Annotated in this window: 9 protein-coding genes; 6 read left to right on the plus strand and 3 right to left on the minus strand. The window is 64.7% G+C overall.

Features of this window, described 5'->3' with window-relative positions; genetic code table 11:
- Positions 1-202 precede the first annotated feature (202 nt).
- Genes ABGB18_RS44660 through ABGB18_RS44670 form a run of 3 tightly spaced genes read left to right on the plus strand, consistent with a single transcriptional unit; the run spans position 203 to position 6104 of the window.
- A complete protein-coding gene (locus tag ABGB18_RS44660) occupies positions 203-3157 on the plus strand; it encodes a helicase-related protein (RefSeq protein WP_347701780.1) in 2955 nt (984 codons plus the stop codon).
- Positions 3154-5007, plus strand: a complete 1854-nt coding sequence (locus tag ABGB18_RS44665) for a DUF1998 domain-containing protein (RefSeq protein WP_347701781.1) — start codon at positions 3154-3156, stop codon at positions 5005-5007. Before ABGB18_RS44660 ends, ABGB18_RS44665 begins: the two co-directional genes overlap by 4 nt.
- Entirely contained in the window at positions 5001-6104 is a 1104-nt protein-coding gene (locus ABGB18_RS44670; RefSeq protein WP_347701782.1) for an AAA family ATPase, read from the plus strand. Before ABGB18_RS44665 ends, ABGB18_RS44670 begins: the two co-directional genes overlap by 7 nt.
- A 349-nt stretch (positions 6105-6453) precedes the next feature.
- Here ABGB18_RS44670 and ABGB18_RS44675 read toward each other — a convergent pair whose 3' ends face one another.
- Positions 6454-6993 carry a hypothetical protein gene (locus tag ABGB18_RS44675; RefSeq protein ID WP_347701783.1) on the minus strand — a complete coding sequence of 180 codons (540 nt, stop codon included), beginning with the start codon at positions 6991-6993 and terminating at the stop codon, positions 6454-6456.
- Positions 6994-7202: 209 nt separating this feature from the next.
- On the opposite strand from ABGB18_RS44675, the gene ABGB18_RS44680 reads away from it, so the two are divergent.
- Positions 7203-8105, plus strand: a complete 903-nt coding sequence (locus ABGB18_RS44680; RefSeq protein ID WP_347701784.1) for a DNA repair exonuclease — start codon at positions 7203-7205, stop codon at positions 8103-8105.
- A gap of 180 nt (positions 8106-8285) precedes the next feature.
- Here the strand turns inward: ABGB18_RS44680 and ABGB18_RS44685 are convergent, their stop codons facing one another.
- The gene (locus ABGB18_RS44685) at positions 8286-9875 is read right to left on the minus strand and encodes an IS1182 family transposase (RefSeq protein ID WP_347701785.1); all 1590 of its coding nucleotides are present in this window, start codon (positions 9873-9875) and stop codon (positions 8286-8288) included.
- Between the two features lie 168 nt (positions 9876-10043).
- Between ABGB18_RS44685 and ABGB18_RS44690 the strand changes: the two genes are divergently transcribed.
- Both ABGB18_RS44690 and ABGB18_RS44695 read left to right on the plus strand, forming a co-directional pair.
- Positions 10044-10319: a hypothetical protein gene (locus tag ABGB18_RS44690; protein WP_347701786.1), complete on the plus strand. Its 276-nt coding sequence runs from the start codon at positions 10044-10046 to the stop codon at positions 10317-10319.
- The gene (locus ABGB18_RS44695) at positions 10316-13762 is read left to right on the plus strand and encodes an AAA family ATPase (RefSeq protein ID WP_347701787.1); all 3447 of its coding nucleotides are present in this window, start codon (positions 10316-10318) and stop codon (positions 13760-13762) included. The genes ABGB18_RS44690 and ABGB18_RS44695 overlap by 4 nt, the downstream gene beginning before the upstream one ends.
- A gap of 231 nt (positions 13763-13993) precedes the next feature.
- Here the strand turns inward: ABGB18_RS44695 and ABGB18_RS44700 are convergent, their stop codons facing one another.
- Positions 13994-14719 (minus strand): NUDIX domain-containing protein, encoded by a 726-nt coding sequence (locus ABGB18_RS44700; protein ID WP_347701788.1) that lies wholly within the window; start codon positions 14717-14719, stop codon positions 13994-13996.
- Positions 14720-14768: the final 49 nt, after the last annotated feature.

Genomic DNA, 14768 nt, shown 5'->3' on the forward strand with positions numbered 1-14768 from the left:
TCCTGAGCATAGTTAGCATCCGGGTGACTGGATAAAGCTGGAGGGGCGAATGTCGCCACGCGAGGAGCTAGTGAGGTACCTCCGTCAGCAACTGATCGGCCCGGTGGGGGAAAGCACAGAGCTCATCGAGGAACCGCCCAACCGGCGATACCTCATGGGCACGCTCTACCCGCGAGACACCAACCGTCAACATAGTTTGACCATGGGCGCCGAGGTGACCGAGCCGGACGCCATTCCAGAGGAGGTCTCTGAGGAGACGAGCCTGGTGGACGACGCCGCCCCGGACGCCAACGCCTGGCTGCCGTCCTCGCTGGGAATCTCCCTTTACACCGACGCTGATGAGCTAACACTGGTCTGCCGGGGTGCTCGCTATGAGACCCAGCGCGGCAAGGTCAGGAAGTGGCAACGCGTCCCGCTTGAGGACTTCGAGGAGACTTTCAAGGAGGGAGATACCGAGAGGGACATTTGGGACGCCCGCGCACAGATTCGCCTGCGATGGCGCTTGTTCGCGGGCAAGCGCTTGGTGACAGTTGCGTTAGTCAACGCCAAAAAGGCCGTAGGAGACCAAGGGTCTCAATGGGGCGACATGCTCTTTCAGGTCTCGCTCGAGGTAAGGCCGGTCGGCGGCGAGCTGCTGCAGTACCCGAGCATTCGGCTGACTAGCCGCGATCTGGAAGAGCAGGAGCTGCGCCTGCAGTACAGGCATGTGGTGACCCATGCCGTCGGCCACAGCTGCGCGGTGGACGAGATCGTTGAGGATGGCCAGGTGGCCGGGCTCCAGACCCAGATGATGCCCGAGGCCGAGGTGCCGGCGATCAGGCCGGCCGGTCCGAGCGGGCTATCCGTGCTAAAGCTCGCGTACCTGTCCGACCCAAGCCTGCCGAAGCCCCGGCTACGCACCGAGATCATGGACTTCATCGGCGGCTACCGGGAATGGTGCCAAGCTCAGCGCAAGGTTGACGTGCCCTCGGGGGCGCAGAAGGCGGCCGAGCGCATCCTCGACAGGTTGGACACCGCTGTCCGCAGGATGGAACTCGGAGCGAACGCCCTGTTCGCCGACTCCTCCGGCCATGCACTCCGCGCCTTCCAACTGGCCAACCGAGCGATGGCACTTCAGATGCGGCACTCGGCCCCGGACCTGGGTGGACGGCGTCGTCCGCGTTACACGGCCGTCCCGCTCGACCCAGAACCGTTGCCCGACGCAGCATGGCACCCGTTCCAGCTCGGGTTCTTCCTACTGTCGATCTGCGGGCTGATTGACGAGTCCCACCCCGACCGCGAGGTGGTGGACTTGATCTGGTTCCCCACAGGTGGCGGCAAGACGGAGGCGTACCTCTTCCTGGCCGCCTTCGAGATGATTCTGCGCAGGCTGCGACACGGAGACGATGGCGGCGGTACCGCCGTGCTCAGCCGGTACACGCTGAGCCTTCTCACGACGCAGCAGTTCCAGCGCGCCGCGACGACCATCTGCGCCCTGGAGTACCTCCGGCTGACGGAGGGCACCATGATTCCAGGCGGCCCGTTCGGCATTGGGCTGTGGGTCGGCAGCGGGACCACTCCCAACACGTACGCAGAGGCGCACCGCGTGTTCCAGGAGCAGCGCGCAGCTGCCAGACCGAAGGATGTTTTCATCCTGGACCGTTGCCCCTGGTGCGGCACGCAGCTGATGCCTACTGCCAAGTCTCCCCATATAGATGACTATGGAGTTCGGACGACCGAGACGTCCTTCCGGTTTCTGTGCCCGAGGGAAGAGTGCCACTTTCACGAGTGGCTGCTGCCAGTGGCGGTGGTCGACGAGCACCTCTACGCGGCGCCACCGACATTCGTCCTCGGCACAGTGGACAAGTTCGCCCGGCTGGCCTGGGAGCCCGACGCGGGAGCGCTGTTCGGCGGCGATTACCTACCTCCGTCCCTGGTAATCCAGGACGAGCTTCATCTGCTGACCGGCCCGCTCGGCACTACTATGGGCCTGTACGAAGCGGCCGTGCTCGAACTGTGCTCGTGGAATGGCCGCGGGCCGAAGGTCGTCGCGTCCACCGCCACCATCCGGCGTGCGAGCGAGCAGATCCGCGGGTTGTACGGCCGCGACGTTCAGCTGTTCCCCTCGGCGGGTCTGGATGCCCGTTTCTCGTACTTCGCCGAACCGGACCATACAGTGCCAGGGCGCAAGTACGTCGGCGTGATGGCGCAAGGTCACACCGCAGGCCGCGCGACAACGGTGACCGCAGCCGCCATGTTGCATGCACCCATGGAATTGTCCGATGAACACCGCGACGACTACTGGACGCTCGTCGCCTACCACCACAGCATGCGGGAGCTTGGCCGTACCCGTACCGCCGCCGGTGACGAGATCCCCGCGCATCTGCGCGGCCTCGGTTCTCCTGGACGTCGTCGTGAACTGGCCGAACGCCAGGTGGAAGAGCTGTCCAGCAACCTCGATAGGTCCGAGCAGCCCAAACTGTTGGATCGCCTTGAACTCGGGCTCGAGGACCCCGAAAGCGTTTCCATGGTGGTCTGTACCAACATGCTGTCGGTCGGAGTGGACGTAAAGCGGCTGGCGCTGATGCTGATGCTCGGCCAGCCCAAGGCGAACGCTGAGTACATTCAGGCGAGCAGCCGCGTTGGACGGCATGGCGTCCCTGGTCTCGTTGTCACGTTCCTCAACGCGACCCGGTCGCGTGACCGATCGCATTACGAAACGTTCGGCACGTTCCACCAGGCGCTCTACCAGCATGTCGAGCCGACCAGCGTGACTCCGTGGTCGATCCCGTCCCGCCGCCGAGCACTGCATGCCGCGTTGGTGATCCTTGTCCGGCACGGCCTCGGGCTATCGAGGGACGACCAGGCTGGTGATGTCATCAACCACGCTGACGAACTTGCCGAGGCTGCGTCCCGGCTGGTCCGATGGGCAGCCGCGGTGGATTCATCCGCCGCCGACGAGGTACGGGCCGACCTCGATGAACTTCGTCGAAAGTGGCTGGACGCAGCCAAGCAGGTTAGGCAGACGGGCAAACGCCTGTATTACAAGCCCGCCGGGAAGGCGCAGAAAAGCCTGCTCAAGCACTTCGACCGGCCCGGCGGTATGTGGGAGGCGCAGCATTCCATGCGCAGCGTCGACCGTGAATGCCAGATCATCGTAAAGGGGGCTGGGGAATGAGCACCCGTAAGCTACGCGTCCGGCAGTCGCAGACAGTCGTGCCCTTCGGAGTGGGCGCGGTATTCGACGTCCAAGGCGAATCATTTGTCGCGGCCGGGATCGCCGATTGGCCGCCGCCACGGGATCTTGAACAGATCCGCGCACCCCGGCTAGAACGAAAGCTGAAGGTAACGGGCCTGTGGGCGCCGTTGCAGGCCCCCGCCGCCGACTACGACAAGCTCGACGCGACGGGACCAGCCTTCATCCGCTTTCCTGCCTGGCTCTTCTGCGGATCGTGCCGTCGGATGATCCACTGGCGGATCCAAGACGAGAAGTTCGGGCATCCGCCTCACTGCGCCTTTTGCAACCCGCGGCACAAGCTCACACCAATGCGGTTTGTCCAGATCTGCGAGGCCGGCCACCTCGGGGACGTCGATTGGTGGTACTGGGCACACTCCGAGCTCACGCCAGCGGAACGTGACAAATGCCCAGGGCCCACAGCGCTGAGCTTCGAGGCTGGGGAGAACGCTACTGGACTCGAAGCTCTGACAGTGCGATGCCGACACGAGGAGTGCGAGGCGGCCAACAGGGACCTGCTCGACATTCTCGGGACGCAGAAGATGCGCTGCTGTGGACGCAACCCGTGGGAGCGGTTCAGCGAGCGAAAGGACTGCAGGGAGCGGATCCAGATCGTGCAGCGGACCGCCGGCAACGTCTACTACCCCGTCGTCCATTCGGCACTCGACATTCCGACCCCTTCCGCGCCCGCATCAGCCGATGACGAGATTTCGAGGCAGATCCGGGAACACCCCTTCTTCAGCGCACTGTGCCAGTCGCCCGACGCCCCGGGGTCGGACGGGCTCATCATAATCATCGCGGAGGCGGCCAAAGCTGAGCCATCGCTCGTCAGGCGGTTGATGGCGGAGGAAACCGGGCAGGATACTCTATCCGGTACTTCGCCCATGGCGGAGGAGTCCGATCTGAGCAGGGGGGAGTGGTCCGCCTTCACCTCGACCAGGCCCGAACGCAGCCTCCATTTCGTCACTCATGAAGTCGGCTTGGGCTCATCACAAGAGCCACCATGGACCGAGCTGGAGTCGAGAATCTCGCGAGTGGTGGTGGCCGAACGGCTTCGTGAGGTTCGTGCCCTCCAGGGCTTCAGCAGGGTATCCCCGGAGAGCCGCATGATTCCGGTGGACTCCTCTGGACGTCGACGCTGGTTGCCCGCCGTCGAGGTGTTCGGCGAAGGTATCTTCCTGACCTTGAACGAAGAACTGCTCAAGCAGTGGGAGGCCCGCCCTGAGGTTCGTGCACGCACTGCAGGAATGAAATCGGACGTTGCGAAGTCGTTCCAGCAGGACCGGGTCGAAGCTTTCGCTGGTTCTAAACTATTGCCCCGACTGCCATTGCTGCATACGCTGGGTCACCTCCTCATCCGGCAGTTGTCCTTCGAATCCGGGTACAGCGCCGCGTCGCTGCGCGAGCGGGTATACGCGCGTGCTGCAGAGGACGGTGGCCAACAGTACGGGCTACTCGTATACACCGCCTCCGGCGATGCAGAGGGCACGTTGGGTGGTCTCGCGCGGCAGGGCGAACCCGATCTCCTTCCTGAGCTTCTACTACGGCTCCTTGAACAGGCCGCCTGGTGCTCGGCGGATCCGCTGTGTTCAGAGCACGACGGCCAGGGATACGGCAGCCTGAACCGGGCGGCATGCCATGCATGTGCGCTGATTCCCGAGACTAGCTGCGAGGTAGGCAACATCCTGCTCGACCGGGTGATGGTGGTCGGTGGCTCAGGGGTTCCCGGGTTCTTCGAACCTGTCATTCAGGCGGCCCGGGAAGAAGCGGCACACCAGGTCGGTGCGTGGTGACCATCGACTTTCTCGACCTGCTCGCCGAGCAACACGCCGTGCTGCACAGGCTCATCGAACCCGGCCATCACCTCGTCAGCGGTCCTCCCGGATCCGGCAAGAGCCTGCTCGCGATCCATCATGCGGCCGCGCTGGAGATTGCCGGCCGCCCCGTGACACTGATCGCACACTCGAAGCTGCTCGGCCAGCACTTGAATGCCGACGGCATGCGACTTGGCGCGTCGTTGCCCATCATGACCTTCCACGGCTGGGTGCACGGCTGGTACCGGGAGACCACAGGCTCGACGCTCGGAGCGAGGAGCGGTCCCTTCGACTGGCCGCGGTTGATGTCCGCGGCACTCCATGACACCGGACGACGAGGGCATATTCTCGTCATCGACGAGGCTCAGGACCTTCCGCAGGAGTTCTTCAGCCTATGCAGGGTTCTCGGTATGGACGTGATCGCGTTCGCCGATGAGTACCAGCGGATCACCACTACCCAATCCACTCTCGATGAGATCGAAAAAGCTCTTGGTGGCTGCGGTCGACTCGAAATCAGCACAAATCTGAGGAACCCACGCCCGGTCGCGGAACTTGCGCGTCACTTCTACCCGGGGCTGTACCAGCCGCCGCTGCCGCACCGAGACGGACCGGTTCCTGTGCTACTGCACCGCCCGGAAGCGCGGCGTCCGTTCGCGCGCTGGCTCGTCCGCTACGCCGAGGACCATCGCAAACTCAAGATCGGAGTTGTGGTCAAACGCAAGTATGAACAAGTAGAGCTGCTAAGAGAGATCGAGCGGGTGCGCCTCGGCCTACGACCACAGATCTACGTCGGCGCTGCCGAGGACAAGCGGTACAAATACGTCGACGCAGAGCGTCCTGGTCTACGACTGGTGAACCGCGCGAGTGTCAAGGGCCTGGAATTCGACACCGTCATCGTCCCGGACGCGCATTTGGACGCGAGCGATCCATCCAGCGTCGATCTGAAGATGCTGTACTACGTTCTCATCACAAGGACGCGCGGGGAACTCCACATTTGCTATTCAGGCGACCAGGAACCACGGATGTTCAGCGCAATACCACAACGAACCCTTATCCGGAAGATTCTGCGGGACTGAGCCGCAGCACGCCGTGTCGGCGTATTCTGCGGCGTGCAGAGGTAGGTTCGGAAACGGACTCTGTCACTGATCTTGGGACGTTCGGGACTTCAGTCCCGAAGCAGGAGCTTTCCTGAGAAGGTCAAAGCTCGCGCCTCTGCATCCCTTCACTTGTGCTATGCCGAGGAGACGTTACGAGAGGGCAGGGAATGGTTGCTGGCCTCGACTACGACGACGTCCAGCGCTGGGCGCAGGTGCCTGAGCCGCCAGCCTAAACGAGCGGCCAGGAGGCAGGCCGGCCGGGACGGTGACGCTACCGGGACTGTTGTTGCGGCTGAGGCGGCGTCCAGCATTCTGCGTTGTTGAGCCACTACGCAGTCGCGTCCTCCAAGCCCCTCTGGTGCGTGGAGGTGACCGTAGGCGAATCTTGCACTGAGCCTTTGAGTGGATTGAGATACGGAGGACCAGCTGCAAGTGCACCTGCTCGGACTGCGCTCTCGACTTCGCGAGCTGCTCGCGCGTTGGTGCACATCAGGAATCGGTAACCGAGATGCTGTCGAATGTAATCCCTGGTCAGCCGGTCAAGGCTCAGATGACCGCGGCCGATGTCGGCCTGCTGTTCGGGGGTGAGGGCGGGGATGACCAGACGGTCGCAGATGTAGACGTTGAACTGGTCCCCCGACCGCCTTCCGGACGCGTGTGCTCTCAGTAGGGTCCAAAGCCCCTGAGGTTTGCGCGGCTGACCGGGCTGGACCTGCAGCTGCTCCGGTTGTAGCTCTCGCCCGCTCATGCCGGCGTAGAGGAGCCTGTCTCCTTCCCAAACGGTGTAGACACCGATGGAGACGTCAGGTACTTGCTCGTTCGGCCAGTCGGAGAACTTGAAGAGCGGCCCCTCCTGCAGTTCCTTCACTCGTATGAAGGTACAGGCCGTGCCGCTGCGTTCATAGATCTTCTTCCTAGAGCACGAAGCCAGTCGTGCTTCGACGGCAACTTCCCCGCGTTTCGCCTGATGGGCCTCTTTTGGAACGTACCCATCAATTTCCCCTATCGCCCCACCATCGCCTTACGTAGGCGGCATTATCAGTGATCAGAGATCCACTTGCTTCCGGAGGACGACGCGTGAAGCTGATCCATGCCGCCGATCTGCACATCGACAGTCCGCTCCGCGGCCTGTCTGCCTATGAGGGGTCACCGGCCGAAGACCTACGGACCGCCTCCCGGCGTGCGCTGCAGGGCCTGGTGGACCTTGCGATCTCCGAGTCCGTCGATGGCGTCCTTCTCGCCGGCGACATTTACGACGGCGACTGGCCCGACTTCCAGACCGGTCTCTTCTTCGGCAAGCAAATGTCCCGGTTGCGGGCGGAAGGCATCTCCGTCTACGTCGTCTCTGGAAATCACGATGCCCAGAACACGATGACGCACCGGCTGCGGCTGCCGGACAACGTTCACATGTTCGACGTCGATGAGCCCGAGACCGTCCTCGACGAGAAGGCCGGGCTGGCGGTGCACGGACAAGGTTTCCCACGGTGGAACATCACCGAGAACCTCGCCCTCGGCTATCCCCCTCCCTGCCGGGATCTCTTCAACGTCGGACTGCTGCACACGGCACTCACCGGCCGCGACGGCCACGACAGGTATGCTCCCTGCACGGTCGATCAGCTCACAGGGAAGGGCTATGACTATTGGGCGCTCGGCCATGTACACCATCGCGAGGTCGTCCGGAAGGACCCGTGGATCGTCTTCCCCGGTAATATCCAGGGCCGCCACGCCCGGGAGACCGGCCCGAAGGGCTGCACCCTGGTCACGGTCGGCGACGACCTACGAGTGCGTTCCGCCGTTCATCACGATCTGGACGTGGCGCGCTGGGAGCATCTCCGCATTGACGCCTCCGGAGCCGAAGATCTAGATGCCGTCACCGACCTGGTACAGGCCCGGCTCAATGCGCTGGCTTGCGGGAAGCTGCAGGCCGTACGGGTCAGCCTCACCGGCCACAGCAGTGCTCATCTAGGTAGCTGGTGTTAAGCGGGTCATCTCGGCTGGACGATTCCGGGTGACGCGCTCAGCGCCCGATTCTGTGCGCTGGCTGAGGGACTGACCTGGTGATGTGGATCCGGCGATCTGCGGTCTCGAGAGTTATCCACAAAGCCGCTGGAGGTGTCCTGTGGCCGTCCTGGCTGGATGGTTCTGGGGCGTTCGCCCTGATCACGCTGTGGCCACCGTCCATCGGCCGCCGCCGGTGGAGGTGATGCCGAGCACGGCCAGGCGCGCCAGATTGACGGCGGCGGCCAGCAAGGAGAAGTCCGCGTCGACCTTGGTGGTGCCGCGCAGGCGGGCGCGTCGTCCGCCGTGCCGCCGCCGCATCAGGTGTGCGATCTTGCGTTCGACTTTGGGCCGGGTGGCGCGGTAGCGGGCCAGCCAGCCCGGATCGGTGCTATTGGCCCGGCCGCGGAGCAGATGTTCCTCATGCGGGCTGATCGTGATCTCGCGGCCGTTCTCGGCGGTGGTGCACCGTTCGGCCAGCGGACAGCCCGCGCAGGCGGCGCCGAAGGCGGCCACCCCGCCGCCGTCACGATGCCGGCGGATCTCGGTGGTGACCTGGCTCGGGCAGCTCACCTGCCCGGCCTCCAGGTCGATGGTGAAGGCGTCCTTGGTGAACCGGCCACCCGGAGCGCTGGAGGGCTGCGTCTTGACCAGCGCCTCGATGCCGGCCTCGGCCAAGCCGGCGAGCATCGACCCGGTCCCGTAGGCGGCGTCACCATAAACCTCAGCCTGCCCGGCCTGCTCCTGCCCGGCCTGCTCCTGCCCGGGCAGCACGTCGGCCAGCAGTTCGGGAGCAGGTTCGGCATCGCCGACATTCCCGGCGGTCACCCGTGTCGCGGTGATGATCTCACTGTCGGGATCCTCGGCGATGTGGCCCTTGTAGCCGTCGAACGATTTGCTGACCGTCTTCCGGCCGTGCCGCGCCTGCGGGTCGACGGTGGAGATGATCCGATCCTTGGCCACCTTACGGGCGATCCGGAACACTCCATCCTCGCCTTGGTCCAGGTCTTGGCCCAGCACCGTGGCCAGCAACCGTGCCGCCTGCCCCACCTCCAGCGCCAACCGCCGCCCTTCCAGCACGGCCAGCAACGCAAAGCCGTCCCGGGCCCGCGAGTCGATCAGCGCTTCCCGCTCGGCCACGTCCGTCCAATCGATGACCGGCTTACCCAGATCGGTGTAGCCATCCCCGCTGGAGATCACCACCCGCAACTCCACCCGCAGCAGCCGATCGGCAGCACGCAGCAGACCCCGGATCGCCGAACGGATCAGCGTCAGCGTGTCCTGGGTGGCCACCGCGTCGTAAATCGGCGCCGAGTCCAGCACCCGCCGCCGGCCGATCAGCCCGGCCTGCGCGGCCACCTCCACCGTCCGCTCGAAGATCCGGCCTGGCCGATCCGAAGCGGCCAGCCGGGCCCGCATGTCCACCAGCACCGTGTGCACGAACCCCGGATGATCGAAGTCCAGCCCGCCGGCGGCGTACTTCCACCGCACATCGAAGGCGAACCGATCGACCGCCTCCCGATCCGACAGCCCCTCCAGGCGTTGCAGCACCATGACCACGGCCACGATCATCGGCGGCACCGACCGGCGCCCATCCTCAGCGAACAGGTCGGCGAACATCTCATCCGGGAACAGGTTCCGGCACTCACGGTGCAGCACCGCGTAGATCGAGTTCGGCGCCAGCCGACCCTCGACGAAACTCACCGTGGAGGACAGCAACCCCGGCTGCATCGGAGTCTGGCCCACTGCCATCGCTCGATCTCTCCCCACGCCCGGTGACCAACACCGATCACCCTGGCACAAGCGGACGAACCTATGCGATAAAGATCAAAAAACACCAGCCACCTAGAGCTCTGGCAGGGACGGCATCGGTTCGTCAACGAGGTCCGTTCACTCGCAAACGATCTCGGCGATCTGTGGGTGGAGAAGGTACGCATCGAGACCCGGCTACCCGACACACCCGACGAAGGAACTATCGGGGTGCTCGCCGATCTCCGACGCACAGCGGCGGCACTCCGTTCGGACACCCATGCCCTGCGCCAGATGATCATCCGGGATCCTCTCTACGCCCAGCTGCCGCCGGAAGTGCATCATCGCGACGGCATTCGTCCCGATGACCCCGACTGGCTGCAACGCCTCGGCGACGACGCCATTGATCTGCTGGAATCCATGCTCACGGAGGAGCGGACTCGATGAGGATTGACCGGCTGGACCTGATCGCATTCGGTCCCTTCAGCGAGATGACACTGGATCTATCCGCACCTGGCATCCACCTGGTCGCCGGGCCGAACGAGGCCGGCAAGTCGACGGCACTGCGTGCGATCGACCAGCTCCTTTACGGCATCGACGAGCGATCGCGCTACGACTTCGTCCATGCCAAGGCGGCGCTGCGGCTCAGTGCGCTGGTGCGGGGCTCAGAGGGCGCACTTGTGGAGTTCATCAGGGTCAAGGCCCGCAAGACGCCGCTCCGGCGCACCGATGGGCAGCCGCTGGACCAGTCGGTGCTGAACACGATCCTGGGAGGCATCGACCGAGCTACCTTTACGTCGGTGTTCGCTCTGGGGAGTGCCGAGCTACGCCAGGGTGGTGAGGCGCTGGCGCGCGGAGGCGGAGACTTCAAGCAGGCGCTGGCCGCTGCCCGCTCTGGAGGCCGTCTGTCCGATGCTCTGCGTAAGATCGACGAACGTCTTGGCGTCCTGTACAAGCGGCGGGGACAGAACCCTCGGATCAACACCCTCCTGAGTGAACTGAAGCAGGCGAGGAGCCAACTGCGTGTGGCGACTCTGCGCCCGCAGGAGTACCTCGAAGGGGAGCAGGGGGTCAAGGACGCAGGAAATGCCGTGACCACGCTCACCCTGGGACTGGAGCAGGCCAGGAGTGAGCAATCCCGTGTGGAGCGACTCGTGCGGGCCTTGCCGGGGCTCAATCGTCGCGGCGTCCTGATGACCGACCTCGCTGTTCTGGAAGCCGAAGGGGCGATCGCCCCTGTGGAGGTCGTTGAACGCCTGCCTGAGCTGCGGGAGGACCTACGGCTGGCGGACAGCAAACTGGGGGACACGCGACGGCGCCTGGACGCTGTTGGCCACGAGTTGAGCAAGCTGGCCGTCGATGACGACCTCCTCGCCGTGGAGGACGCGATCGATGCCCTCTATCAGGAGCGGAAGGCGGCTGCGGCAGCCGCGGATCGGCTGGCCAGTTTTTCCGGCGCTGTCACAGACCTCCGTGACCGGGCGTTCTCCCTCCTCGCCCAGGTCCACATGAACGCAACGCTGGACGACACTGACCTCTATACGGTGCCGGCGTCGTTGCGCACGCGTACTCAGGAGCTGCACGACCAGCGCACCGCCATCGATGTGGACCTGGCACGGGATCGTAAGGCGGTGGCCCAGCGCCGGCGCAATCTGGAGGAAGCCGAGAAACGGCTCAGCGAGCTTGCTGCGCTCGAAGACACGAAGCCGCTGCACGCCGCGCTCAACGCCGTTCCTCAAGACCTGCTCACCCACATGGCCGCCGCCGACGAAGACGCCCGGCGCCTGGACGACCTCGTCAAGCGAGCCACGCTGGAGCTGAGAATCCCGGCATCACAGGTCGGCGTCATGGCCGTGCCCACCCGCGCCCAGGTCGACGAGCACATGGAGACGCGGAACGATCTCAAACGGGACGGACACGAGCTGGTCAAGCAGCGAAAGGCGCTGACCGCCAGGCTTGATGACAAGCGCCTCAACCTGAACACCCTGCTGAACGGCGACCCACCCCCGACCGAGGCGGAGCTAGCGGCGGCCCGGTCCGTCCGGTACGAGCTCTGGCTCGCGATCCGCGACGGGCAGCAAGATCAGGCAGGGGATTTCGAGCTGGCCCTTGACCGTGCCGACCAGATCGCCGACCGGATGCGCCGGGACGCGTCCCGGATCGCCGAACGCTACCGGCTGGAGCTCGAGATCGCTCACGATGAGAAGGCGCTAGCCGCGCTCAACGAGGAGCGGGCTGTTCAGGACGACCGGGCCGACCGTTGGGACGCCGAGTGGGACTCGCTGTGGGAAGGCTATCCAGGCCCTGTGCCCAAGCCCGGCGCCGCCCCTTCGACCTTGGACAGTGTCGAGAAGCTCCGCGGCGGTCTCAAGGACCTGGGCGATGCCCGAGCGCGCCTCTCCTCCCTACGAGAGCACGCCACCCTGCACATCGCCCGGCTCCATGAATTGCTGCGAGCGCCGGGAGAAGTTGCATCCCTGGGCGCCGAGCACGCCCTGTCGGAACTCCCCGAACTATGCGAGTTCGCCGGGCAGCGGCTGACCGAGCAGGACGAGCTGGCACGTACGCGCAACACGTACGAAAGCCGGCTCCTCGCGGCCCGCGACGAGCTGATCGCCGCCGAAGCCGAAGTCGCCGAGCACGAGCGTACCCTGACCAGTTGGGAAACCGCCTGGTACGAGTTGCTCATACAGGCGAAACTGCCCACCGACCGAGACACCATCGGTGCACTCACCGATCTGGAACGGCTCGGCCAGGTCGTTTCCTTCGTAGCGGATGCCGCCAAGAGCGAGCGTGACTCTGAGGAGGCCGCCGCCACGCTCGACCGGTTCCACACCCGGTTGGCCACCACCGCCTCAGCCTGCGGCCGTGCGATGCCGGGCGACGAGGCCGAGCGTCATCAACTTGTTGGCGATCTCTACAAGAAGGTCAAGGAGAACCGCTCCGCTGCGGACCGCCGAGCCACGCTCGTTGCCGATCAGGTTAAGCTGCGTACCGAGACTCGTGACCTTGAGGACGCCGTCAAGGGATTGCGCGCCGAACTCGCCGGGCTGTGCGAGAAGACCAAGGTGGACAGCCTCGAAACTTTGAGCGAGGCCGTACGGAGAAGTGAAACTTACAGGGACTTGAAGGCGAGCCTGGCCGAAGTCACGGCGGCGCTTCCACCCGACGCCGACACGCTATTGGCAGAGTTCTCTGAAACTGACGAACACCAGCTCACGGCTCGCCTTCGCACGCTCACCGACCACGTCGACGACCTTGACGCCCAGCGAACCCGCCAAGTCCAGCAGCTCGGCGAGAAAAAGACAGAGTTCGCTCGCTTTGACGGCTCCGCCGCCGCCACGCAAGCTGCCGCAAGCGCGGAGACCACCGCAGCCGCGCTTTTGGAGGAGAGCGAAGAGTATCTCCGCCTGCAGATCGCCCGGAACATCGTCTTGTCCTGTATGGAGGAGTATCGGCAGACGCAGCAGGACCCGGTACTCGCACGGGCGAGCCTCCTGTTCGGGCAGCTGACGCTCGGTGGCTATGGCGGGCTGGAACTTGATCAGGACCGCGATTCACCGGTCGTGCTGACACGACGCGGTGCCGAGTTGTTGTCTGCCGACCAGCTCAGCGAGGGCACCCGTGACCAGCTGTATCTCGCATTGCGACTGGCGTCTTTGGAACGTTACGCCGAGCAGGATCGAGCGCTTCCGTTCATTGTCGACGACATCTTCATGACCTTCGACGACCAACGCACCGTTGCCGCACTCGGTGTATTGAACGACATGGCCGACAGGTTCCAGACGATCGTCTTCACCCACCATGATCACTTGGTGGAGCTGGCCCAGACAGAGCTCCCGCCTGACCGCGTGCACGTTCACCGGCTGCCGCGGTTCACACCCGCATGAACAAGGTGCCTCGTGCTTCCACTCCTCGATCCCTACCGGCCCTGATGACGGGTCCACACGCATCGAGGTATGCGATTCTCGTCTCTGCTGTACAGCCAAGGAAAACACCAGCGCGCACTCGCGCCAGCACACAACACCGCTCGCCACCGCTAGTTGACCTAGGCTGATGCCGTAACGATTGCAAACTTCGGTACTCACCACAAACGGCCGGGTCGATCGGCGGCCACTGCCCTAACCGACGCTGCCCGATCTTGTCAACGGTGGAGTGAGTGTCTCGGCGAGTCCTCGGCGGAAAAGTGCCGCTGGGCGACCGACGTCGGGAAGCCGTCGTTCACCTATGGGTATGACGAAGCCTTCTGTCTTCATGACCTTGCGGCGGAAGTTGCTGGGGTCGAGGGGAAGGCCCCATACCGCCTCGTAGATCTGGCGCAGATCGGCGATGGTGAAGGGTTCCTCGCAGAAGGCTGTGGCGATCGTGGTGTGCTCCAGTTGGGACCTGGCCCGCTCCAGCCCGTCGCGGAGGATTCTCTCGTGATCGAAGGCGAGTGTGATCTGGCCCTCGAGGACGGCGGAGACCGGGGACCAGTGGGCGGCCGACGCGTCGGTCCCCGCCTGGGGCATGGGGAGATCGGGGCCGAGGGCCAGGTAGGCGATGGAAATTATCCGTCCACGGGGGTCGCGGTCCGGGTCGCCGTAGGCGTGCAGTTGCTCCAGGTGCAGGGTGTCGCCGGCGACTCCGGTTTCTTCTCGTAGTTCTCGTCTGGCTGCGGCGTCCAGGGCCTCGCCATCACGGACGAACCCGCCTGGCAGCGCCGCTTCGCCGCGATAGGGCATGTTGCCGCGTTCGATCAGCAGGACGTGCAGCCGGCCATCGCGCACGGTGAAGATCACGAGGTCCACGGCCGCGGTCAGGGAGGCGGGCGGGCGGCGTCGGTGGGCTGACTTGCTCGTTGCCATACGTCTATTAAAGGTCCAGTTGACTCTAAGTCGTGACACACTTATGGTC

The sequence above is a fragment of the Nonomuraea sp. B12E4 genome, from assembly GCF_039871825.1.
Classification (GTDB): Bacteria; Actinomycetota; Actinomycetes; order Streptosporangiales; family Streptosporangiaceae; genus Nonomuraea.